Genomic DNA, 22,529 nt, shown 5'->3' with positions numbered 1-22,529 from the left:
GTGCGTGCCTCTGCACGCACCCCGGGCCCCTCTCACTACGAACGACGAACGACGAACGACGAACGACGAACGACGAACGACAAACGACGAACGACGAACGACGAACGACGAACGGCTGGAGGATCAGCCGGCCGACACCTCGTTCCGCTCCTCACCCTGGACCTGTGTGGCGTCGGCGGCCGGACGCCCCCCGCGCACCCCCTTCTTCACGAAGGCGATGACGAGCACCACCGCCGCGACGAGCAGCGACAGCAGGATGGTCTGACGCCCGTCGTGCTCGGTGTCGGTGAGCATGTAACCGAGGATGAACACGATCAGCGCGGCAGTCGCATAGGTCAGGTACGGGTACAGCCACATCTTCACGACGAGCTTCTCGGGCGCCTCGGCCTTGATGATCTTCCGCATGCGCAGCTGGGAGAAGCAGATCACCAGCCACACGAACAGGGCGACGGCGCCGCTGGAGTTCACGAGGAAGAGGAAGACGGAGTCCGGGAACTTGTAGTTGAAGAACACGGCCACGAAGCCGAAGGCGACCGACGCGAGGATCGCCGTGCGCGGCACGCCGTTGGAGGTCGTGCGGGCGAAGGCCTTCGGCGCGTCACCGCGCTGGCCGAGGGAGAAGGCCATGCGGGAGGCGGTGTAGAGGCCGGAGTTCAGGCAGGACAGCACCGAGGTCAGCACGATGAAGTTCATGATCTGACCGGCGTGCGCGATGCCGAGGGAGTCCAGCGCGGCGACGTAGGAGCCGTCCTTGGTGATGGACTTGCTGTCCCACGGCAGCAGGCAGACGACGACGGCGATCGAGCCGAGGTAGAAGACGGCGACACGCCAGATGATGCTGTTGGTGGCCTTGGTGACGGCCTGCCGCGGGTTCTCGGACTCGCCGGCGGCCAGGGTGGCGATCTCGCTGCCCATGAAGGAGAAGACGACGAGCAGCACACCGGTGAGGATCGCGCCGGCGCCGTTGGGCAGGAAGCCGCCGTGCGCGGTCAGGTTGCTGATCCCGGCCTGGTCGCTGTCCACGCCCGGCAGCACGCCGAACACGGCCAGCCCGCCGATGACGATGAACGCGGCGATGGCGACGACCTTGATGCCCGCGAACCAGAACTCGAACTCGCCGTAGGAGCCGACGGAGACCAGGTTGGTGGCGGTCAGCACCAGCATCACGATCAGGGCCCAGCCCCACTGGGGCACGGCCGGTATCCAGCCCTCCAGGATCACCGCACCGGCGGTCGCCTCGACAGCCAGCACGACGACCCAGAAGAACCAGTACAGCCAGCCGATGGAGAAACCGGCCCAGGAGCCGAGGGCCCGGTCGGCGTGCGCGGAGAAGGAACCCGAGGTGGGGTTGGCGGCCGACATCTCACCGAGCATCCGCATCACCAGCACCACGAGCGTGCCGACGAGGGCGTACGACAGCAGGATGCCGGGTCCGGCGGTGGCGATACCGGAGCTGGACCCCACGAAGAGGCCGGCGCCGATGACACCGCCGATGGCGATCATCGAAAGATGCCGGTTCTTGAGCCCGGCCTGCAGCCCGGAGCCCGCGGCTCCGGGTTCTCCGGGCCCTCCGGGGTCGTTTCCGGTCTCGTTCAGAGTCGGCTGCGAGGTCATGGAACGGATTTCCTTTGCGCCGGGGAGCTGTACTTCCGTACGAACCGCACGAGCCGCACGAACGGGGTGTTTCGCGGCATGGCGGTGTACGGGGGGCTCGCACGAGCGGTGTACGAGCCGGTCCAGTGAATCGGAGGCGAACGAATAGGAGAACCTCTGAATCCAGATTGTTACTTGAGGTTTTCCTGAGGTTCCGTAATGGGGCTCACATTCGCCTCGGGTTTTTGTGAGCGCCACCCCGCGCGCCTTCCCCGAAACACCCATGTCACACTCGTCCCATGCGCGTGTACCTCGGCTCGGACCATGCGGGCTACGAACTCAAGAACCACCTCGTCGAGTGGCTGAAGGCGGCGGGTCACGACCCCGTCGACTGCGGCCCGCACATCTACGACGCCCAGGACGACTACCCGCCCTTCTGCCTCCGGGCGGCGGAGCGCACGGCCGCGGACCCGGACGCCCTCGGCGTCGTCATCGGCGGCTCGGGCAATGGCGAGCAGATCGCCGCGAACAAGGTCAAGGGTGTCCGCGCGGCCCTCGCCTGGAGCGAGGAGACGGCGTCGCTGGGCCGCCAGCACAACAACGCGAACGTCGTCGCGGTGGGCGCGCGCATGCACTCGCAGGACGAGGCGGCGAAGTTCGTGGAGACCTTCCTCGGCACCCCGTTCTCCGGTGACGAACGTCACATTCGCCGCATCGACATGCTGTCGGCCTACGAAACGACCGGCGACCTGCCCCCCATCCCCCCGCACCACCCCCAGCAGTAACCACAGCCCTCGCGCCCCGAGGAGCTCCGACCACGGCGCCTCAGCGGTCCGGGCCGGCCGAAGCCCCGAGGCCTTTCGGCCACAGCCTCTGCAGAGACCGTGTCGGGTGGGCGGGTGGGCAAATCCTGGGGTCCGGGGCGAAGCCCCGCGGCATCGGCCCGGTGAGGGACCGTGTCGGGCGGGCGGGTGGACAAGCACACCCCGTTTCCGGCACCGAGCCCACGGCAACGATCACAGGAGTACCCGTGCCGGAAGGCCACACCATCCACCGCCTGGCCCAGGACTACGCCGCCGCCTTCCTCGGCACGAAACCCCGCACCACCAGCCCCCAGGGCAAGTTCGCCCCCGCCGCCACCCTCCTCACCGGCACCGAACTCACCCACACGGAAGCCCACGGCAAGCACCTCTTCCTCGGCTTCCGTGACACCGACTGGATCCACATCCACCTCGGCCTGTTCGGCAAGGTCACCTTCGGCCCGGCCCCCGAACCGCCCCCCACCGGCACCGTCCGCCTCCGCCTGGCGAACGACACCGCCTACGTCGATCTCCGCGGCCCCACCACCTGCGCCCTCATCACGCCCCCGGAGAAGCAGGCGATACACGACCGCCTCGGCCCCGACCCCCTCCGCGACGACGCCGACCCGGACACGGCCTACCGCCGCATCAACCGCAGCCGTACGACGATCGCCGCCCTCCTCATGGACCAGAAGGTCATCGCAGGTGTCGGAAACGTCTACCGCGCGGAGGTCCTCTTCCGGCACCGCATCGACCCGTACCGCGCCGGCAAGGACATCACCCCCACCGAGTGGCACGCGATCTGGACCGACCTCGTCGACCTCATGCACGAGGGCGTCCGCAACAACCGCATCGACACCGTCCGCCCGGAGCACACTCCGGAGGCGATGGGCCGCCCGCCGCGCGTGGACGACCACGGCGGCGAAGTGTACGTCTACCGCAGGGCCGACCTGCCCTGCCACATCTGTGGCGGCGAGATCCGCACCGCCGACCTCGCCGCCCGCAACCTCTTCTGGTGCCCGTCCTGCCAACGCCCCTGAGAAGCGCCTTGAGCGGCGCTCCTGAAACGAAAAGCGCCTTGAGCAGCGCCCTCGAAACGAAAGGCGCATCGAGCGGCGCCCCTGGAACAGCGAGCGCCCCGGTACGAGGCCCTGAACAGCCGGGCGACCCTCAGAACCCGTGCGGCAGCCACGGCGGCACGGTCGTCCCGAACCCCAGCGACGCCTCCGCCAGCGCCCCCCGCCGGATCTCCCGTACCCGGCCCGCCGCCGCCAGCGAGGCCAGCGACACACCCCCGAGATAGGCCGCGCCCAACTCCCGTACGGACAGGGCGACATCCGCCGCATCCGTCGTACGCTCGCAGGACGCTCCCTTCGGGTCCCCGGTCAGCCGCCAACGCCCGGCGTTCCAGGGGCAGAACGCGTCCTCCACCTCGAACACCACGTCCACCGGGGTCTGATACGTCCGCGCCTCCAGCGCGGCGCCCACCTCCACCGGCCGCACGTACAGCGAGTCCCGGAACCACGGGTGACACCGTCGCTGGTCGGACACCAGGTACTGCCACGTGTCGTCCACCGGACGCGACCGCACGGTCACCTTCGAGGTCAGGTCGATCCCGAACAGGAAGCGCCACAGGGCCGCGTCCGCCGCGGGGTCCAGCGCCGCCAAGTCCTCCACGGTCACCGTGCCGTTGGACCCGGACAGCTCCCATTCGGGCTTGACCCGGTACCGCGCGTACCCCACCGTCTCGCCGTCCCGCTCGGCGAGCACGCACTGCAGGGGCGACGCCCCCTCCCGCGTGCTCTCCGGATCGAGCACCCCCAGCCGCTCCCAGCCGGGCCGCCGGGCCAGCATCCCGGGCCGCGCGGGAACCAGCCTGGCGTACAACGCCTCGCACACGTCGAGCACATCGGCCGGCACCGCGTACCGCACCCGTACGTCATCCGTACCGTCCGGCACCGACAACCCCACCCGGGTCGTGTCGATCTCGGCGGCCAGCGACAGGGTCGCGTTGCCGTATCCGAACCGCCCGTAGATCGCCGGCTCGGACGCGGTGAGCACCGCCAGTGGTTCACCCCAGGCGCGCACGTCGTCCAGCTGCCGCCGCATCATCGACGTCAGCAGGCCGCGCCGGCGGTGCGTGGCGGCGACGCTGACCATCGTGACGCCCGCGACCGGCAGTGACGCGCCGCCGGGCACGGTCAGCCGGAAGCTGAACGCCCCGGCCGTCCCCACGCACTCGTCCCCGTCCCAGATGCCGAGAGAACGGTCGTGCTCGGTCAGCGAGCGCCACAACTCCCGCTCCTCGGCGGCCTCGGGCACCCCTCCGAAGCCCCGGAGCAGGGCGTCGTACCACGTGTCCCAATCGTCTGGCCGCAGGACTCGCAGACCGGGCGAAAGGCCGTTCGCGTCAGTTGCCATGAACCATGCCTACCAGGGCGATGCGGGCCGGGCGAGGCAATTTCCGCCGGGCGGCGACGGGGCCGGGCGCGCTGGAGTTCACTGTGATGTCGGCCCTCGGACGGGGGACAAGTGGGACCTCCCGTGCCAAGGGGCTGGTCCGATGGATAGGGTCCCGAACTAATGGCATCAGGACGAGAGCGGCGCGCGGAAGCCGAGACGTTCACGGCCCGGCTGAAGAAGCAGTGGCACCGGGTCCGCGTCGGCGTGCGCCGCGCCGCCGTCGACTACTTCCGCGGCAACGGCTCGGACTGGATCGCCCTGGCCGGTCTGCTCCTGATGGTTCCCGTGATCGCGTCGGCGACACTGGCGAACTCGGTGTGGTTCTCACCGGCCGCACTGGTCCTGCCCGTCGTCGTCGGCGGCCTGCTGCTTCGCCCGGCCAGCCTGCTCGGCCTGTACGCGGCGGCGGCCACGGCCCTGATCGTGGAGTCGGTGCAGCTCGGCCCGTACACGGAGGGCCCCTCCAGGGTCACCCCGGGCGTCGTGCTCGTGGTCGCGGCCTGCGGCTTCTTCGGACTGCTCCTCGCCCAGTTCCGCAGCCGGGTCGGTGTGCCCTGGCGGCGCGGCGGCACCATGCTCTTCGACCTGCGCGAACGCATCCGGGTGCAGAGCAAGCTGCCCGACCTGCCCGACGGCTGGCACCGGGAGATGGCGCTGCGCCCGGCGGGCGGCCAGTCCTTCTCCGGCGACTTCGTGGTCGCGGCCCGCACCAACGGCGGCCGTACGCTCGAGGTCGTCCTCACCGACGTCTCCGGCAAGGGCATGGACGCCGGCTCCCGCGCCCTGCTGCTGTCCGGCGCGTTCGGCGGCCTGCTCGGTTCCCTCCCGCCGCACGCCTTCCTCCCCGCCGCCAACGGCTACCTGCTCCGCCAGGACTGGGACGAGGGCTTCGCCACCTCCATCCACCTGGTCCTCGACCTGGACTCCGGCGACTACGAGCTCTACTCCGCGGGCCACCCGCCGGGCCTCCAGCTCAGCGCCGGCACCGGCCGCTGGGAGGAGAAGGCCGCCGAGGGCCCGCTCCTCGGGGTGTACGACGGTGCCCAGTTCGACCCGGTGAAGGGCTCACTGCGGCCCGGGGACGTGCTGATGCTGTTCACGGACGGCCTGGTGGAGACCTCCGACCGCGACATCGTCGAGGGCATCGACCGCCTCACCGGAGAGGCCGACCGCTATGTGGCCGGCGGTTTCCACGGAGCCGCCTGGCATCTCATCGAGGCCGTGGCCAAGGACGTCAACGACGACCGGGCACTGCTGCTGATCTGCCGAGAGGGCCCGACTGCCGCCGCGACCCGCTGACGGACGGCCGCCGTTCCCCACAGCCCGGTCATGGCTCCGTGCCACTTCCGTAATTCACTCGCATCCCGATTGCACGGGCAACTGCCGTGTTGATAGTGATTACGGGAGACTTGAGGCGGCCGGGAGCGGTCGCCGAGGTAGCCCATACGGGGGAGGCGAGTCAGCGGTATGAAGTTCGACATGGGTGCGCAGACGTTGTCGTCGTTGCAGCGTGACACGCGTGGTTCGACGGATGATCTGGGTGGTCTGGTCCGTCAGTTGGTGGCGGCGGCGCAGCCGCTGGAGGGCAAGTTCAACGGTTCGGGTCGTGTGATGTTCGACCAGTTCAAGGCGCGGGCGGACCGTATCGCGTCGGATCTGAACTCGTCGCTGTCAGCGATTCTGGGCGGTCAGTCGGGCATGGACTCGGCGTTCTCGTCGGGTGACCAGGAGCAGGGTGACAACGCGCGTCAGCAGATGTCCGCGGCGAATTTCGACGCGGCGCGTTTCCGCTGATCGTCGCGGTCTTCGCCAGTCTGTTTGCTGGTTTCTTTCTTTCTCGGGGAGTGATGTGTGATGGCAGGCGCGGGTTCGGATCGTCGGTCGTACGACATGGGTGCGTCGACGGACGCGCAGTCGAACATCCAGGTGGTGATCGGGCGTCTGGAGTCGTTGATCGCTCAGCGTGACAAGCAGGTGCAGGCGGCGATGGCCGACTTCACCGCGGACGGTGTCGCGGATGAGTACCACGGCAAGGAAAAGCGGTGGAACAACGCCTCGCAAGAGGTGAAGAACATCATCCACCTTCTGAAGACGACGCTGGAGAAGAACGACGGCACGGCGCAGTCGACGATCCAGCGTGCGAAGGCGGCCGTCGACAACATCGGCTGATATCGCCGCTGCTTGTCGCGTCGTGAGTGTCTTGTCTGTTCTGTTCGGTGTGGTCGGTAGTGGTGTGTGACGGGGGTTTGTGGTGCCCGGCTGGGACTTGAAGCCGCAGGGTATTTCTCATGTGCTGACGACGACGGGTGATGCTGCGTCGAAGCTGGAGAAGTACGCGAAGGCGTTCGGTGAGCATCTGACGTCGGCGGCGTCCAGTGCGGGCACTGTTTCCGCCGAGGGCGGCGGCGAGGGTGGCGAGAAGGCGCAGGGCGGTCTGGTGGCCCTGGCGTTGTCGCAGTACGCGGAGCACGCCACGAAGGATCTGAAGTTCGTCGCGGCGCGGGCGGGCAAGTCGTTGCAGGGCGTAGTGGATGCGACCACGGCGTATCTGAACGGTGACGAGGAGATGGCGGCCGAGGCGCAGCGCAACACGCTGAAGGCGCCTGCGGTGGATCTGCCTGGAGTGGGAAAGAAGTGATCCAGCCGGAGAAGATCCCGCAGTTCACCGGAAACCTCGAACAACTCGAGACGGATTACGCGGACCTGAAGAAGGACGCGGGTCATGTCCGGGACGCCGGCGGCGACATCCACTCCCGGTTCCAGGGTTTGTCGGCGTATTACGACGCTCCGGAGGCGGAGCAGTTGTTCGGCACGACGAAGCCGGTGAAGGAGAAGGCGGACACGTTCGGCGACGGCCTGGAGAAGGTCTCGGGCGCGTTGTCCTCGTATGCCACGGAGATTCGTCCTCTGGTGGCCAAGCTCAAGGAGCTGAAGTCCAAGGCCCACACGTTCGTCGAGTCCGTCAAGGATGATGACGAGTGGGAGTACGACGAGGACAAGGTCGACGAGCACAACCAGCTGCGTGACGACATCACCTCCACGGTGGCGGCATTCTGGGCTGCGGAGCGGACCTGCCACAACAAGATCACCGCTCTGTGGGGCGGGACGCAGATGGTGGCCGGGGACGGTTCGAAGAAGAAGAACCAGTACGGCTTCAACGCCGACGACTTGAAGAACGCCAAACTCCCCTGGGGTGACCCGGTGGAGGAGAAGCACAAGTGGTACGAGGTCGGCCACTGGGTGAAGTCGTTCGTGTGGGACGGCCTGATCGTGGACGGTGTGTGGGGCACGATCAAGGGCCTGGGCACGCTGGTGGGCTTCGGCGGCTGGGACGCGATGGGCCAGGCGTGGAAGGGCCTGGCGCAGCTGGCGACCGGTCTGGTGATCACGTCGATCCCCGGGGCGCAGACGTGGTTCTGGACGGCGTCGGACAAGGACATGCCGTCCTGGCTGCGTGACTCGCGCACGGCGATGAAGGAGACGGGCAAGGCGCTGGTGGCGTGGGACGAGTGGGGGAAGAACCCCGCCCGTGCGGCCGGTGCGGTCACTTTCAACGTGCTGACGACGGTGTTCACCGGTGGTGCGGGTGGTGCGGCGGCGGGTGCGGGCAAGGCCGGCGCGGTCGCGAAGGCGCTGTCGGTGGCGGGCAAGGCGGGCCGGGTCATCGACCCGATGACCTACATCGCCAAGGGCGCGGGTGCGGGCCTGTCGAAGATCGGCGACATCACCAAGGGCCTGCGCGGGGTCGGCAACATCGACATCCCGACGCTCCCCGACGGTTCGGTCCACCTCCCCGACGGCCATCAACTGGCCCCGAACGGCAACCTCGTCACGCCCAACGGCACGATCGACACGACGCCGGTTCCCCATGGCACCGGCCCGGCGACCCCACACGGCACCACGCCCACGCTTCCCGCCCACTGGACGACACAGGGCGCCCCGACGCCGTCGTACGCGGGCGCCGACGCAGCCGCGCACACAGCGGACAGCGGGGCCCAGGCCGGGCACTACAGCACGCCGAACGCCAATCCCTACAGCGCCCCGACACCGGCCACCGCAGCGAGCCACACGCCGGGCGGCGCCTTCGACACGACACCGGCCCCGTCGGCGTACGACCACGCGCCGCAGCCGCAGTCGACGGGCCCGTACGGCCACGCCCCGTCCGCTTCCCCGTACGGCCACGCGCCGTCCGCTTCCCCTTACGGCCATGCCTCGTCGCCGGGTATGTACGATCACGCACCGGCCCCGTCGGCGTACGACCACGCGCCTCAGCCGTCGTCGTACGACACGACGCCGACCGCCACGCCGCACACCGGCGGTCACCCCGGTGCGGGGACTCCCTGGTACAGCCAGACCACCGGCGCCAACCCGGTGCACGACGTTCCGCCGGCGCCGCACACGGGCGGTCCTGACGTTCCCGGCGGCGGAACTCACCCTGGCTCTTCGACCCCCTGGTACCACGGCGCCGACTCGGCGCACGACGTCCCGACCGGGCCCCATCCCGGCGGCCACGACGCCCCCGGCGGCGCCGGTCTCGCGGACGACGCGGTGCACGGTGGCGATCATGTCGATGCCGGAGACGCCGCCCACCACAGCCCCTTGGAACACGCGGTGCCCGCTGCAGCCGACGCTGCTCACCACGGCATAGATGTTCCCGGGTCTGGCGGGGGTGCCGACCGGTTCGAATACGAGCCGCACGTCTCAGCGGACGAATTCGACGAGCTCTCGGTCGAGGACAAGCACAAGGTCGCATCCGCCGAGTTGTCGGAAGGGACCTTGCCCTTCGCGGACAGTGACGCAGCGATCAGATACGGACAGGATTACTGGAACGACTACGTCGACAACCTGGACCCGTCCGCACGCCAGGCGCTCAACGACTACTCAGGTGACTACTTTCCCTCATATAAGGACATCAACGGATACTTGCGGGAAAGTGATGGGTACACCCGTGCGCGTCCAGAGGTGTTGCACGATATCGCCGAGATGGACCGCGTATTGGCCTCACGACCCGTCCCGGACACCATCATGGTGGTGCGAGGAACCGACCTGGGCTACCTCGACCTGAGCTCGCCGATGGACATGGTCGGCCAGACCTTCCCTGACAAGGGGTACACGTCCACTTCTCTTGGTGATCACCCCGTAGGGGCGTTCAAGTACAAGGAAGCGGTCATGCACCTTCGACTGCCCAAGGACACGCCGGCCCTCTGGCTGGAGAAGGTCAGCAACTATGGTGCGGACGAGCGGGAGCTCTTGCTTGCCCGGGGAACCGAGTACAGAGTGACCAGGGTTTTCATGGACGGTGGCAAGGTCCACGTGTACGGCGAAGTGCTGCCCAGGAGTTAGGAACGGCATACGAATGAGCGAGGAACAGGGCCTCAATCCGAGGCTGAACGAGGATTTGCGGTTCACGCCCAAACCGGGAGGGCCCGCGCTGTACCAAGCAACGACCGGCAAGCCCGTCCAGTACGTCACCGTGGTGGACAGGGATGGCAAGATCATCGGATACGTATGGGCGAATGACGAAGACGACGCCGCTGGATGGACCGTTCGCAAGGCGGGCGGTGACGAGGCGTTCAACAAAGGCGCGCGCTGGGCGCGAAAGCTGCGGGAGGCCAAAGCGCGTGGGCTTACGCCAACAGGTGCGCTAGCTGAGATCGCAGGCGAATCGGGCCCGGCGAGCCCGAGCCACGTGGTTCCGGGGTCCCTGAGGGAGGCCCCGAACTTGCAGACGGTCCAGGATCTAGCTGCGAAGGACTGAGTTGTTTCATGGGGCGCCGCCAGTGGTGAACCGCACGATCAACCCACGCTTTGCCGACGACATGATGTTCAACCTCGTGTCGCCGGGACCGCCGCGATACCGGACCGAGACAGACAAGCCGGTGCGCTACTTCACGGTGGTCGACAAGGAGGGGAATGAGATCCTCGGTTACGTGTGGGCATGCGACGAGGACGACGCCGCTGCTTGGGAACCGAGGCAGGCCGCGGGGCCCCGGGCGTTCGCCGAAGGCGGGATCTGGCACGCCAGGCTGGAGGAGGCCAAGGGGCGGGGCCTCTTGCCGTTGCAGGCGTTCGCGGAGTTGTTGGTCAATGCGGAAGGCAACAGGGGGCGGGCCCTGCCGGAATCTGCGGCGGATGCCCCCAACGCGGCAACGGTGAAGTCCCTCGCCCGTGGGGACTAAAGAACAACCAATGCATGTCTCAGCAGCGTACCGTTCGTGTTTTTGCCCTGGCCACGAAGAGCTGAGTCACCGCATTTGTGCAGAGCGCGCGGTGATCGGGGCTCATCCGGTGGGCTGGTCTCCACATGCCCGGTAGCTCGTTCCACGGGCGGCAGCTGTCTCCTCGCCGATGCCCTGAAAGCTGTCGCAGTGGCAGCAGAGGAGGTGAAATCTTGACCAGTGAACGACCGCTCAACCCGCGCTTCGACGAAGACGTGAACTTCAACTTGGTTTCGGGGCCACCGCAATACCGGAACCATACCGACAGGCCGGTGCGGTACTTCACCGTCGTGGACAAGGAGGACGGCTCGGTCCTCGGGTACCTCTGGGCCAGTGACGCGGACGATGCCGCCGCCTACGAACCGCGAAAGGCTGGTGGGCCCCGCGCGGCGAACGAAGGCGGGTCCTGGATCCGTCGGTTGCGTGAGAGGAAGTCGCGTGGGCTCCGCCCGACGCAGACCCTCGTCGAGCTGTACAACGAACCTGAGCTGGGTGGCCGGGGCCGTCCCCTGCCAGGCTCCCTCACCGATGCTCCGAACGCGGCCACAGTCGAGGCCCTTGCCGTGGGTGACCAGCCCGCAGTCGGCCGATCCCCCTCCGAATAAGAAGCCCCGAGACAACAGCATGAACAACACCGTGCACTACATCGCCGTCACCGCCCCGGACGGCGAAGTGATCGGATACGCCTGGGCAGAGGCTGGCACCGACGACGTCGAGTGGATCGACCGCAGGGCGAGCAGTCTCAGTGCCTACAAGGCGAGCACGGAGTGGTACACCCGGATCCGTGAGGCCCGGGACCGAGGCCTCACCCCTCTCGGTGCCCTCCACCTGCTCAGCCACGAACCCGGCGTCGGCCCCGTCACCGAGGCCGTCGACGCCGACGCCGTGGAGGAACTCGCCCGCGTCGTCACCCCGGCCGACGACCAGCGTCTCCTCGACCAGCTCGACCGCCACGACGCCGAGAGGTGGCGGGAGCTCGCCGACGCCTTCGACGCGCTCACGGACGAGGACCGGGACGTGCAGTGGGGCGGTGGGCAGAAGTCGCCGAGCGGCGCCATCCACGTGCCGTTCCCCATGTACAGCGAGGGGGTGGACCGGGTCGTCCACGCCCTCCACCGCGTCGGTGCCGTCACGCCCGAGCACCGGTGGATGGACAACCCCATGCCCGTGCCCTCGCCCGAGGGCAAGCTGCGGCCCGCCGACGCCGTGCGGGCCGCCACCGCCGTGGTGCGAGGGGAGAAGTTCTCCGACGGGACCATCGACAGGGCTCTGCAGAGCGGTCTCCTCGACGCCGTCGCCGAGTCACTCCGCGCCTGGTATTCCGACCCTTCCGCCGAACAGCCCTCCCGCGCCTCCGCCATCCGCCCCGAAAGCCCCAGAAGTCACGGAAGCCCCGAAGGTCACGGGAGCTCCCGCAGCACCCACAGCCCCGAGCCCCGGCGTCTTCCGGATCAGGATCTCCCAGAGCTCCCGGATCCGTCCCTCCCCATGTGCAGGTTCTGCGGAGGTTCTCCCGCCGCGGACGTCGCGTTCCGTGCGCATCGGGGCCTCGTCGTCCTCATGGGATTCCGGAAGACGGACGGCCCGATGTGCATGACCTGCGGGCTGGCCGTGTACCGCGCGCTGACCACGCACACGCTCGCCTGGGGCTGGTGGAGCCCCCTCTCCCTCTTCCTCTTCGCGCCGTTGACGCTGGTCCGCAACGCCCTGGCCGTGCGCAAGGTGAAGCGACTCCCGGCGCCGGGGCCGGGCACGCTCGGCCCGCGCTACGACCCGGGCGTGCCCGTACGGCGCCGACCCCGTGCGTACATCGCGCTCATCCCCGCGCTGTGGGTGCTCTTCATGATCGTGACGGGACTGTCCGGAGGAATGTGAAGGCGCCCTGGCGACTGCCGGACCCCCGGTTGTGCGCGGGGTGCCTTCGTGTCTTATGTTGCGGAAGCGAAGCCAGGGGGCTAGGGGGACCGGATGCCGCAGGAGATGAGTCTCGCCGAGGTCGAGGCCGTCGCTCGGACCGCGCACGCCGGACAGACGGACAAGGCCGGACGGCCGTATGCCGAGCATCTGTCGGCCGTCGCGGAGGGCGTGCGGGCCCGGGGCGGAGGCGACGAGCTGGTGGCCGCCGCCTGGCTGCACGACGCGCTGGAGGACGGTGTCCTCAGCGAGGAGTGGCTCGACGAGGCCGCGCTCACGCAGCAGACCAAGGACGTCGTACGGGCCATGACCAAGGGGCCGGACGAGGAGCCGAGTGCGTACGCCGGTCGGATCCTGGCCACACCGGGCGCCCGGCTGGTCAAGGCGGCCGACCTCGCGCACAACGCAGACCCCCACCGCCTCGCAGTACTCGACGAGCACACCGCCCGGCGGCTCACGGAGAAGTACGCCGCCATGCGCAAGCGACTCGGTCTGGGCCCGGACGACTGACCACCGGCGTGACCGTACGAACGACCGACGCGTGGCGCACCCGACCGGCGCTCACGGGACGCATCGACAAGGCACAGGACGACTGAATGGCACGGGACTACGACAGCCAGCTGCTGGAGTCGGTGGCGGTGCGCCGGCGCCGGATGCGCGACGCGTTGCTCTTCGGCGCGCAGCGCGCTCGGCGGACGGCGGACGAGCGCTTCGGCAAGATGTTCGCGGGCATCGCGATCGCCGCCGTACTGTGCGCCGGGTGTATCGGCTGGTCCTTCCTCCAGGCCACGCTGGCGAAACAGAAGGCGGAGGAGAAGAAGCAGCAACAGCAGCAGGAGCAGCAGTACGACCCGACGCCGAGCGCCTCCGCAAGCGGCGCCGACGGCACGGGTGGGGAGAAGCAGTGAACGGGGTGTGTGGTCCGCGCGGTGCGGTCGGAGCGCGGCCGGGCCCGAAAAAACGCGATGATAGGTTCCGGTGAGTGGTGAGCGCAGCAACGATGTCTCGGACCCAGTTGAGCCGGGTCACCTTGATCGGCGAGAGACGACGAGCCGATCTGGTACTGCCGTCGGACACGCCGATCGCTCAACTGCTGCCCGACATACTCCACTTGCTGGACGACCGGGCGGCCACCAGGCCGACCACCCGCCAGCTGATCACCTCCGACGGCTCGGCCCTGCCCCATGACGCGACGCTGTCGTCGGCCGAAGTGCCCGACGGTGCCGTGCTCCGTCTCGTCCGTGCCCACGCCGCGCCGCCGGCGCCGGTCGTGCACGACGTCACCGACCAGGTCGCGGACGACCTGGATCTGAGGATCTGGCGCTGGCGTCCGGCGGCCCGCCGGGTGAGCGCCGGCGTTGCCACCGTGGTGTTCACGGTCGCCGCTGCGGTGCTGGCCCGCCAGGAGTTCTCCCTGGAGTCCGTCACCACGGCACTCGCCGTCGTCACCGTGCTGTTCCTGCTCGCGGGTGCGGCCTTCGCCAAGGTCGGCGCGGGCAACCAGGGTCTGGCGACCGCGATGCTGCTGGCTTCCGGCGGGCTCGGCCTGCTCACCGCGTGGACGGCCGCCGACGCGTACGACTGGGGCGGAACGGCTCGGCTGGCCGGTGTCGCGGCCGCGCTGGTGATCACTCTCGTGCTGCTGGCCTACTGCTCGCCGCTGGGCAAGGGCGGGCTGATCGGGGCCGGGACGATCGTCGTGGTCGCCCTGGTGTGGGAGGCCGTCGCCCTCCTCCAGGACCGGGCGGACCGGACGGGCGCCGTGATGGCCGTGTTCTCCATCATCCTGCTGGGGCTGCTGCCACGGTTCGCTCTGATGGCTTCCGGGCTCACCGCACTCGACGACAAACGTTCCACGGGCACCTCGGTGAGCCGGCACCAGGTCGCCAACGCCCTGGCTGCCACGCACCGCGGACTCGCCCTCGCCACCATCGTGACCGCGGCCTCGGCCACCGCGGGTGGCTGGATGCTGACCACCGCGAAGGAGCCGACGGTCTGGACGGTGGGCCTCCCCTCACTCGTGGCCGTGGTGCTGCTCTCCCGGGCGCGGGCCTTCCCACTGGTCGCCGAGGTCGTGGCGCTGTTCGCGGCGGCGACGGTGCTCGTCGTGCGCCTCGCGGTGCTGTGGATGGACCACGCCGGGGGCGCCGGAGCCCTGGTGCTGCTGGGTGCCGCGGCACTGCTTCCGCTGCTGGTTCTCGGCATCGAGCCGCCCGACCACATCCGGGTACGGCTGCGCAGGTTCGCCGACCTGATCGAGTCCCTCGGCGTGATCGGGCTGTTCCCGCTCGCCATCGGCGCGTTCGGCATCTACGGGCAGCTGCTCAACAAGTTCTGAGGCTTCGAAGACCAGACGCCCGCCTGCTGCCGCCTCCGCGGAACGACAGGGCCGGGGCGTGGCAGGAGAGAAGGGCGACATGCCGAGCGGGGACAACTGGCAGAACGACGTGCTGCGCGACCTGAGGGGCGGCACGCCTCAGCAGCGTGCCGCGCAACAGGGCGGGCAGCCACAACAGGCGTCCCAGCAGGCGTCCGCGTCGCAGCAGCCGCAGGCGCCCCAACAGCCGGACCCCGGCCATGGGGCGCAGCATGGCGGAGTCGGCCAGTACCCCCAGGGGGAGGCACCGGCCTACGGTTATCCGCAGCCCGGCCCGGCCGACCAGCAGCAGGGGCGACAGCAGGCGCAGCAGCAGGCCTACGCCGAGCAGTACGCCGCCCAGCAGCAGGGTTACACCGGGCAGGCGCAGCAGCCGTACCCGGAGCAGGCCTACGCCCAGCAGAACTACGGCCGGCAGCACGCTCACCCCCAGCAGCAGGCTTACGCAGAGCAGCAGGCCCACGCCCAGCAGCAGGCCCACCCCCAGCAGCAGGCCCACGCAGAGCAGCAGGCCCACGCCGAGCAGCAGGCCTACGCCGAGCAGCAGGCCTACGCCGAGTACTACGCCGCGCAGCAGCAGGCCGCGGCCGGGCAGCAACAACAGCAGTACGCCCAGCAGGCCCAACCCCAGGCCCAAGGGCAGGGTCAGGGGCACGGCGAGGGCCAGCCGGTGCAGTACGCCGAGCCGGCCCCCGCTCCCCGCGCCCGCTCCTCCCGTGCCGCCCCCGACAGCCGCCCGGTGGTCGACAAGAAGCTCCTGAGCGCGGGCAAGGGGCCCCGGCGCGGAGAGTCGTTCGCCGCCCGCGCCCTGCGCGCGGTCCGCCGTACCATCGCCTCCTCGGCGTCCCGCGAAGTGGCCGAGACGACGGCGACCGCCGAAACGCTTCAGCAGCCGGTGACCACCGGCCGGCAGATCGCCGTGACCTCCATCCGCGGTGGCTCGGGCAAGACGACGGTCGCCGCGCTGCTGACCGCCACCTACGCCCACTACCGCCAGGACCCGGTCCTCGCCGTCGAGGCCGATCCGGCGCTCGGATCCCTGCCGCTGAGGCTCGGCGCGGAGAGCCTCCGCTGGACCACCGGTGATCTCGCCGACGTCGTAGAACCGCAGATGACGCTCCTCGACATCACCGGCTACCTGGTGCAACTCCCCGAGAACGCCTGGCTGCTGCCCGGCAGCCAGGGGCAGGTCGGGGCCATGCTCGACACCAAGGGGTACGAGCGGATCATGGTGGCGATGCGCCGCTACTTCGGCGTGACCGTCGCCGACTGCGAGACGCTGCCCGCCGAGGTCGCCCGCACCGCCCTGTCCGCCGCGCAGGCCCGGATCCTGACCGTGCCCGCCACGCTCGAGGGGATCGCGAGCACCCACGCCGTCCTGGAATGGATGCGCGGCCTGCCCCGCGACATCACCACCTCCACCGTCGTCGTGCTCACCGAGACCGTGCCGCACACCGGCATCGACCTCGAGAAGGCGGCCGAGCAACTGAAGGCGACGGGGGCCAGTGTGTGCGTCCTGCCCTACGACCGGCATCTGGCGGCGGGCGGCACCATCCGCACCGAGCTTCTCGCGCGGGAGACCCGGCAGGCCGCCGCCCGCCTGGCGGCGGAGGCCTTCCAGCTCTCCCACAGGCGCCGCTGAAGTCGCCCCGCACGAAGGGACCCCGAGGACTCACAGGACAAGGCAACGACGATGAGCACCCGACTGATCCACCGGCCGGCCCGGACCACCCGGCCCCCGGCCGCCCCCGAGGCGCGCACCATCGAGGCGCCCCCCAACCTGCCAGACGGCAAGACGGGTTCGATCGCGACCTCGCTGCTGCCCGTCGCGGGTGTGATGTCCTCCGTCGTGATGATGACGGTCGTGCGCAACAGCCAGTTCGCGGGGCTCGGCGCGATCATCCTCGTGGTCACCATCCTCGGCTCGCTCGTCATGGTCTTCTCCCAGCGCGGCAAGGCCCAGCGCACGCGCCGTACACAACGCGAGGCCTACCTCTCCTACCTGGAGGACCTGCGCGAGGAGCTGTCCAAGGAGGAGCGGGAGCGACGTGAGAGCACCCAGGTGCTCAACCCGCCGCCGGACGCGCTGTACGACATCGTGCGCGACCCCGCCCGCCTGTGGGAGCGGCGCCGCCTGGACGCGGACTTCCTGCGGGTCCGCGTCGGCACCGGCGAGATGCCGGTGCGCGACCTGAAGGTGGCCCCGCCCGGATCCTCCGTGCTCACCCCGCCCGACGAGTTCATGCTGAACGAGGCCTCCGCCCTCGTAGGCCGCTTCGGCAACGGCACCGAACTGCCGCTCTCCGTCCCGCTCGACCGCGTCGGCAACATCACCGTCATCGGCCGGCGCGAGGACACGCTCCGCGTCGCCCGCGCTCTCATCGCGCAGGCCGCCGCCACCCACGCGCCCGACGACGTGGCCATGGCGCTGGCCGTGCCCGGCGACCGGATCGCCGACTGGGCGTGGGCCAAGTGGCTGCCGCACCTGCTCGACTCCGAGCAGTTCGACGGCCCCGTCGCGGCCCGTCGCATCGCGCCGTCGCTGCCGCAGCTGGCCCGCCAGATCGGCGGTGAACTGCGCCGGCGCGCCTCCTACGCGGCCGAGGTCCGGCGCGGCCTGTCCGACCGGGACGCCCTGGCCATGACCTCCCGGCTGCTCGTCGTGGCGGACGCGCATGGCGACGACGCCGTGGACCTGCCGCGCCCCGACGACGCGGTGGGCCTGCGCGACATGAGCGTCACCGTGCTGCACCTCCTCGACCAGCGCGTGCAGGAGCCCGGCAGCGTGGGCGTCCGCATCACCGTCGACGGGGAGCGGGTCGTCATCGAGGATCTGCGCCAGAAGGAGCCGATCAGCGCGCACGGCACCGTCGACGAGATCGGTGCCCCCTTCGCCGAAGGGCTCGCCCGGATGCTCGCTCCGCTGCGCCTGTCCGCGGAGTCGATGGTCGACGCGCCCCTGACCGGTCCCGTCGACTTCGCCGAACTGCTCGGCATCGACGACGTCGCCGGGCTCGACCTGAGCCGGCTGTGGGCCCCGCGCGGCGAACGCGCCTTCCTGCGCGTGCCCATCGGGGTCAGCGACGCCAAGGAGCCCGTGCTGCTCGACCTGAAGGAGTCCTCCGAACTGGGCATGGGCCCGCACGGCCTGTGCGTCGGCGCCACCGGCTCCGGCAAGTCCGAGCTGCTGCGCACCCTCGTCCTCGCCCTGGTCGCCACCCACCCGCCGGAGGACCTGGCCATGGTCCTCGTCGACTACAAGGGCGGCGCCACCTTCGCCCCGTTCGCGAAACTGCCGCACGTCTCCGGCGTCATCACCAACCTGGAGAACCAGGCAGGCCTGGTCGAGCGCGTCCACGCCTCCCTCGCGGGCGAGGTCAAGCGCCGTCAGCAGGTCCTCAAGGACGCGGGCAACGTCGCCGACATCGGCCACTACGCCGCGCTGCGCGCCGAGAAGCGGCCCGACCTGGAGCCGCTTCCGCACCTGTTCGTCGTGATCGACGAGTTCGGTGAACTCCTCACAGCGAAGCCGGACTTCATCGACCTGTTCCTGTCCATCGGCCGTATCGGCCGGTCCATCGGCGTGCACCTGCTGCTGTCCAGCCAGCGCATCGAGGCCGGCAAGCTGAAGGGCCTGGAGACCTACCTGTCGTACCGGCTGGGCCTGCGCACCTTCTCCCCGGACGAGTCCCGCACCGTCCTGGACACCACGGACGCCTTCCACCTGCCCCCGCTGCCCGGCTTCGGCTACCTCAAGGTCGACACCAGCCACTACGAGCGGTTCAAGGCCGGCTACGTGTCCGGCGCCTACCGGGGTCCTGTCCGACGCGAGAGCGAGGAGGACACCGGGCCGCTGGTGCTGGAGTACGACGCGTACAACACGCTCGGCCAGGAGGACACCGCCTCCCCCGAGGAGCCTCAGATGCGGCGCCGGGAGACCGGCCCCACCGAAATGGGCATGATGATCGACCAGCTGGAGCGCTCCGGCGCCCGTCCGGTCCGACAGATCTGGCTGCCCCCGCTGTCCTCCGCGGTCCCGCTCGACAAGGTCGCCGGGCCGGTGCAGGTGGGCCCACGCGGCATGCAGCTCGCCAAGCGGCGCGGCCCGCTCCAGGTTCCGCTGGGCGTCCTCGACGACCCGACCAGGCAGTGGCAGGGCGAGTGGTACCTGGACCTCACGCTCGCCGGAGGCCATGCCGCGATCATCGGCGGCCCGCAGTCCGGCAAGACGACCCTGCTGCGCACCCTCGCCCTCTCCCTGGCCCTGACCCACACCCCGCAGGAGGTGGGCGTCTACGGCCTCGACCTGGTCGGTGGCGGTCTTCAGGCCCTGTCCGGGTTGCCGCACGTCGGCGGGATCGCGGGCCGGGCGGACCGGGAGCGGGCCGCCCGCACCATCGACTCGGTGCGCGCCATGCTCGACCAGCGCGAGGAGCTCTTCCGCGTCCACAACATCGACTCGCTGGAGCAGCTGCGCACCCTGCGCGCGGCCGGCCAGGTGCCCGAACTGGCCAGCACCGAGATCGTGTTGCTCGTCGACGGGTTCGGTGCCCTGCGCGACGACTTCGAGGACCTCGACGAACCGGTCGTGGACATCCTCAAGCGGGGCAGCGGCTACGGCATCCACGTCGTCGCCGGCATGCTGCGCTGGAACGACGTGCGCATCGCCACCCAGTCCCAGTTCGGCACCCGGGTGGAACTGCGCCTGAACGACCCGAGCGAGTCCAGCATCGACCGCAAGCTCGGCGAGACCCTGTCACCCGAGGAGAAGGGCCGTGTCCTCACCGACCGCAAGCTCTTCGCCCAGGTCGCCCTGCCCCGCACCGACGGTTTCGCCGACACCGCCGACCTCGGCGCCGTCCTGGAGACCACCGCCCGGGCGATCCGCGCCACCTGGACCGGCGAGGTCGCCCAGCCGGTGCGCGTGCTGCCGCACGTCCTGGAGGCACACCAGCTGCCCGGACCCGCCGCCGAACCGCGGCGGGTCCCGATCGGCCTGGATCAGACGCAGCTGGCGCCGGTCCTGGTCGACCTGTTCCACCGCGACCAGCACCTGCTGGTCATGGGCGACAGCGAGTGCGGCAAGACCAACCTGCTCAAGCTGATCGCCCGCGGCCTCATCGAGCGCTACGGCGACGACGAACTGGTCTTCGGCGTCTTCGACCCGCGCCGCGGACTGCGCGGTGTCATCCCGGAGGAGTACCGGGGCGGCTACGCCTACAACAGCAAGCTGTGCGCGGGCCTCGCCGCCGGTATCGCCTCCGAGCTGGAGAAGCGCCTGCCCGACGAGGCCGCCGGCACCGCCGACCTGGAACCGGGCAGCTTCTCCGGTCCGCGGATCGTGATCCTCGTCGACGACTACGACGTCCTCACCACCGCGGGGCAGCAGCCGCTGGCGCCTTTCGTGCCGTACATCCCCTCGGCCGTCGACATCGGACTGCACTTCGTCCTCACCCGCCGCGTCGCGGGCGCCTCCCGCGGCCTGTACGAGCCGCTGACGCAGAGCCTGCGCGAGTCCGGCGCCTCGGCACTGGTGATGGCGGGCGACCGCAGCGAGGGGCAGCTCTTCTCCAACGTGTACGCGAGCCATCAGCCCCCCGGCCGCGGTGTGCTGGTCCGCAGGGGCGAACCGAACCGGCTCATCCAGACCGTCTACGAGGGGACGAGGTAAACGCGTGACGAAGGATGTCATCGCCCTCACGAAGAAGATGCCCGATCCGCTGAGCGTGCTCGCGGGCCTGCTGTCCGGAGGCCCGGACCTGCTGGTGGGCGCCGAGGGCGAGGGCGCCGTGGTGCAGCTGTGCGACCCGCGGGGCCGTCCGCTCGTGTCTGTCGAGGCGCCGCTGCTCGTGCAGGTCAGGGGAGAGGCCGAGCGGCTGCTGGGGGCGCAGGAGCCCGAGGTTCCGTACTGGTGGACCGAGGCCCGCGCCACGACCGGCGTCAAGGAGGCCGAGGAACTCGCCGGGACGTTCGCCGCCCGGATCGCCACCCTGGTCGGGGGTACGGCCTGGCCGCCGCAGACCGGGTGGTCCCTGGCGGTGGTCAAGACGGACGGCATGACGGTGGCGCCGGCTCCGGCCGCCGCCCAACCCGCCGTGGACGTGCTCACCGACAAGGTCGCCGTCGTCATCCAGGACCGTCCCGTGGTCGCGATGACGGCCTGGCTGTCGGACGCCTTCAGCGCCGCCGCGAACGCCGGCCTCGGCCTGCAGATCGTCACACCGGCGGGCACCCGCCTCTCCCCGGCGGTCCGGAACAGCCTCCCGGGCTGGCCCTCGCGCTGGGTCGTGCAGGACGAGCGGGACGGCTACTACGACGGACTGACCGGAGCGGTCCTGCAGTGGAGCAACGGCCTGTTCGTGACAGTGGAGTCGCCGGAGGCGACCCCCGAGGATCCGCGCACGCCCCTCGCCGCGTCCTTCCAGGAGGGTCTCGCGGAACAGCCCGACACGGGGGAGCGTCAGCTGGCGATCTCGTTCCGTGCCGTACACCCGGCCGACGACCGGCTCGTTCTCGGCGGCGCGGTGGAAGCGGTGTGGCGGGAGATCACCGGTGAGCCGCCGGCGGGCTGGGGCACGGAGGAGCCGGCCAACCTCCCCTGGTCACTGCGGCAGTTGACCGACGTTGCGTACGAACGGGCCCCGGAGCCCACCTGGTTCGTGGTCGTCGGCGCTCCGGAACGGCCGGGCCTGGCGACGGTCCGCGTCACCCGGACCAAGGCCGGTGTGGAGGAGGACGTGACGATGGTCCTCGGATACGGACCGGGCGAGCACATGCCGACGGACGCCGTGGTCGCCGCGGCAGAGGCGCTCGCCACCCGGCACGATCTGCAGTCGATGCTGGTGCAGATCCGCCGGGCCCGCCGCGACCTGTCCGTCCCGCCGCGCTTCGAAGGCCCCGGCGTGCCCTACGCGTTCGCCCTGGGTGCCGAGGAGGTCCGCGAGATGCCGGGTGACCGGGCCCGCCGCACACCGCTGTCCGAAGCTCCGCGGGAGCTGGGTCCGAAGACCCGCCCGGCGCTGTACTACCCGTTCCGGGGCGATCCCTCCGACCTGTCGGGCTGGCAGGAGTTCGAGAGCCTGATGAGACACCTGAAGGGCAGTTAGGACCGCCGAACCCGTCAAGGCGGCCAAGCGGCCAAGCGGCCACGGGGATCAAGGAGCC

General features: G+C 70.0%; 19 protein-coding genes. 17 read left to right on the top strand and 2 right to left on the bottom strand.

The features are described 5' to 3' along the window. Positions 1-123: 123 nt before the first annotated feature. Positions 124-1,614 (bottom strand): amino acid permease, encoded by a 1,491-nt coding sequence (locus tag ACFCXS_RS37915; protein WP_376647890.1) that lies wholly within the window; start codon positions 1,612-1,614, stop codon positions 124-126. A gap of 278 nt (positions 1,615-1,892) precedes the next feature. Here ACFCXS_RS37915 and ACFCXS_RS37910 point away from each other — a divergent pair, with 278 nt between their 5' ends. Then, positions 1,893-2,378, top strand: a complete 486-nt coding sequence (locus ACFCXS_RS37910; RefSeq protein WP_376647889.1) for a ribose-5-phosphate isomerase — start codon at positions 1,893-1,895, stop codon at positions 2,376-2,378. 245 nt (positions 2,379-2,623) lie between these two features. Then, positions 2,624-3,433, top strand: coding sequence for an Fpg/Nei family DNA glycosylase (locus tag ACFCXS_RS37905; RefSeq protein ID WP_376647888.1), 810 nt, complete (start codon positions 2,624-2,626; stop codon positions 3,431-3,433). 130 nt (positions 3,434-3,563) lie between these two features. Here the strand turns inward: ACFCXS_RS37905 and ACFCXS_RS37900 are convergent, their stop codons facing one another. Further along, positions 3,564-4,814 carry a GNAT family N-acetyltransferase gene (locus ACFCXS_RS37900; RefSeq protein WP_376647887.1) on the bottom strand — a complete coding sequence of 417 codons (1,251 nt, stop codon included), beginning with the start codon at positions 4,812-4,814 and terminating at the stop codon, positions 3,564-3,566. 162 nt (positions 4,815-4,976) lie between these two features. Here ACFCXS_RS37900 and ACFCXS_RS37895 point away from each other — a divergent pair, with 162 nt between their 5' ends. From ACFCXS_RS37895 to ACFCXS_RS37825, 15 genes are all read left to right on the top strand, one after another. Beyond that, complete coding sequence (locus ACFCXS_RS37895) at positions 4,977-6,155, top strand: PP2C family protein-serine/threonine phosphatase (RefSeq protein WP_376647886.1); 1,179 nt, start codon at positions 4,977-4,979, stop codon at positions 6,153-6,155. Between the two features lie 168 nt (positions 6,156-6,323). Then, a complete protein-coding gene (locus ACFCXS_RS37890) occupies positions 6,324-6,650 on the top strand; it encodes a hypothetical protein (RefSeq protein ID WP_376647885.1) in 327 nt (108 codons plus the stop codon). A gap of 60 nt (positions 6,651-6,710) precedes the next feature. Next, positions 6,711-7,025 carry a pore-forming ESAT-6 family protein gene (locus ACFCXS_RS37885; protein WP_376647884.1) on the top strand — a complete coding sequence of 105 codons (315 nt, stop codon included), beginning with the start codon at positions 6,711-6,713 and terminating at the stop codon, positions 7,023-7,025. Positions 7,026-7,104: 79 nt separating this feature from the next. Next, positions 7,105-7,494 (top strand): DUF6507 family protein, encoded by a 390-nt coding sequence (locus tag ACFCXS_RS37880; protein WP_376647883.1) that lies wholly within the window; start codon positions 7,105-7,107, stop codon positions 7,492-7,494. Further along, complete coding sequence (locus ACFCXS_RS37875) at positions 7,491-10,199, top strand: ADP-ribosyltransferase (RefSeq protein ID WP_376647882.1); 2,709 nt, start codon at positions 7,491-7,493, stop codon at positions 10,197-10,199. Before ACFCXS_RS37880 ends, ACFCXS_RS37875 begins: the two co-directional genes overlap by 4 nt. Before the next feature lie 13 nt (positions 10,200-10,212). Continuing rightward, positions 10,213-10,614 (top strand): hypothetical protein, encoded by a 402-nt coding sequence (locus tag ACFCXS_RS37870; RefSeq protein ID WP_376647881.1) that lies wholly within the window; start codon positions 10,213-10,215, stop codon positions 10,612-10,614. Between the two features lie 25 nt (positions 10,615-10,639). After that, on the top strand, positions 10,640-11,035 hold the full coding sequence (locus ACFCXS_RS37865) for a hypothetical protein (protein WP_376647880.1): 396 nt from the start codon (positions 10,640-10,642) through the stop codon (positions 11,033-11,035). A 212-nt stretch (positions 11,036-11,247) separates the two neighbouring features. Next, complete coding sequence (locus ACFCXS_RS37860) at positions 11,248-11,679, top strand: hypothetical protein (protein ID WP_376647879.1); 432 nt, start codon at positions 11,248-11,250, stop codon at positions 11,677-11,679. Between the two features lie 19 nt (positions 11,680-11,698). After that, positions 11,699-12,949 (top strand): DUF6508 domain-containing protein, encoded by a 1,251-nt coding sequence (locus ACFCXS_RS37855; RefSeq protein ID WP_376647878.1) that lies wholly within the window; start codon positions 11,699-11,701, stop codon positions 12,947-12,949. Between the two features lie 93 nt (positions 12,950-13,042). After that, a complete protein-coding gene (locus tag ACFCXS_RS37850; protein ID WP_376647877.1) occupies positions 13,043-13,498 on the top strand; it encodes an HD domain-containing protein in 456 nt (151 codons plus the stop codon). An 86-nt stretch (positions 13,499-13,584) separates the two neighbouring features. Beyond that, complete coding sequence (locus ACFCXS_RS37845; RefSeq protein ID WP_376647876.1) at positions 13,585-13,896, top strand: hypothetical protein; 312 nt, start codon at positions 13,585-13,587, stop codon at positions 13,894-13,896. 92 nt (positions 13,897-13,988) lie between these two features. Continuing rightward, the gene (gene eccD, locus ACFCXS_RS37840) at positions 13,989-15,326 is read left to right on the top strand and encodes a type VII secretion integral membrane protein EccD (protein WP_376647875.1); all 1,338 of its coding nucleotides are present in this window, start codon (positions 13,989-13,991) and stop codon (positions 15,324-15,326) included. Positions 15,327-15,405: 79 nt separating this feature from the next. After that, the gene (locus tag ACFCXS_RS37835) at positions 15,406-17,007 is read left to right on the top strand and encodes a CpaE family protein (RefSeq protein WP_376647874.1); all 1,602 of its coding nucleotides are present in this window, start codon (positions 15,406-15,408) and stop codon (positions 17,005-17,007) included. A gap of 51 nt (positions 17,008-17,058) precedes the next feature. Then, on the top strand, positions 17,059-21,036 hold the full coding sequence (gene eccCa, locus ACFCXS_RS37830) for a type VII secretion protein EccCa (RefSeq protein ID WP_376647873.1): 3,978 nt from the start codon (positions 17,059-17,061) through the stop codon (positions 21,034-21,036). A 4-nt stretch (positions 21,037-21,040) separates the two neighbouring features. Then, a complete protein-coding gene (locus ACFCXS_RS37825) occupies positions 21,041-22,471 on the top strand; it encodes a DUF6177 family protein (RefSeq protein WP_376647872.1) in 1,431 nt (476 codons plus the stop codon). The last annotated feature ends 58 nt before the right edge of the window (positions 22,472-22,529 follow it).

It is taken from the genome of Streptomyces sp. NPDC056373 (assembly GCF_042262425.1).
Lineage (GTDB): Bacteria > Actinomycetota > Actinomycetes > Streptomycetales > Streptomycetaceae > Streptomyces.
The sequence above is the reverse complement of the archived record's forward strand: the minus strand, read 5'-3'. Positions and strand labels throughout refer to the sequence as shown.

What these genes read in the sequence shown, in the direction of transcription:
- ACFCXS_RS37915 (WP_376647890.1), bottom strand. Translation starts at nt 1,614, where the DNA reads ATGACCTCGCAGCCGACTCTGAACGAGACCGGAAACGACCCCGGAGGG.
- ACFCXS_RS37910 (WP_376647889.1), top strand. Translation starts at nt 1,893, where the DNA reads ATGCGCGTGTACCTCGGCTCGGACCATGCGGGCTACGAACTCAAGAAC.
- ACFCXS_RS37900 (WP_376647887.1), bottom strand. Translation starts at nt 4,814, where the DNA reads ATGGCAACTGACGCGAACGGCCTTTCGCCCGGTCTGCGAGTCCTGCGG.
- ACFCXS_RS37895 (WP_376647886.1), top strand. Translation starts at nt 4,977, where the DNA reads ATGGCATCAGGACGAGAGCGGCGCGCGGAAGCCGAGACGTTCACGGCC.
- ACFCXS_RS37890 (WP_376647885.1), top strand. Translation starts at nt 6,324, where the DNA reads ATGAAGTTCGACATGGGTGCGCAGACGTTGTCGTCGTTGCAGCGTGAC.
- ACFCXS_RS37885 (WP_376647884.1), top strand. Translation starts at nt 6,711, where the DNA reads ATGGCAGGCGCGGGTTCGGATCGTCGGTCGTACGACATGGGTGCGTCG.
- ACFCXS_RS37870 (WP_376647881.1), top strand. Translation starts at nt 10,213, where the DNA reads ATGAGCGAGGAACAGGGCCTCAATCCGAGGCTGAACGAGGATTTGCGG.
- ACFCXS_RS37855 (WP_376647878.1), top strand. Translation starts at nt 11,699, where the DNA reads ATGAACAACACCGTGCACTACATCGCCGTCACCGCCCCGGACGGCGAA.
- ACFCXS_RS37850 (WP_376647877.1), top strand. Translation starts at nt 13,043, where the DNA reads ATGCCGCAGGAGATGAGTCTCGCCGAGGTCGAGGCCGTCGCTCGGACC.
- ACFCXS_RS37845 (WP_376647876.1), top strand. Translation starts at nt 13,585, where the DNA reads ATGGCACGGGACTACGACAGCCAGCTGCTGGAGTCGGTGGCGGTGCGC.
- eccD (WP_376647875.1), top strand. Translation starts at nt 13,989, where the DNA reads ATGTCTCGGACCCAGTTGAGCCGGGTCACCTTGATCGGCGAGAGACGA.
- ACFCXS_RS37835 (WP_376647874.1), top strand. Translation starts at nt 15,406, where the DNA reads ATGCCGAGCGGGGACAACTGGCAGAACGACGTGCTGCGCGACCTGAGG.
- eccCa (WP_376647873.1), top strand. Translation starts at nt 17,059, where the DNA reads ATGAGCACCCGACTGATCCACCGGCCGGCCCGGACCACCCGGCCCCCG.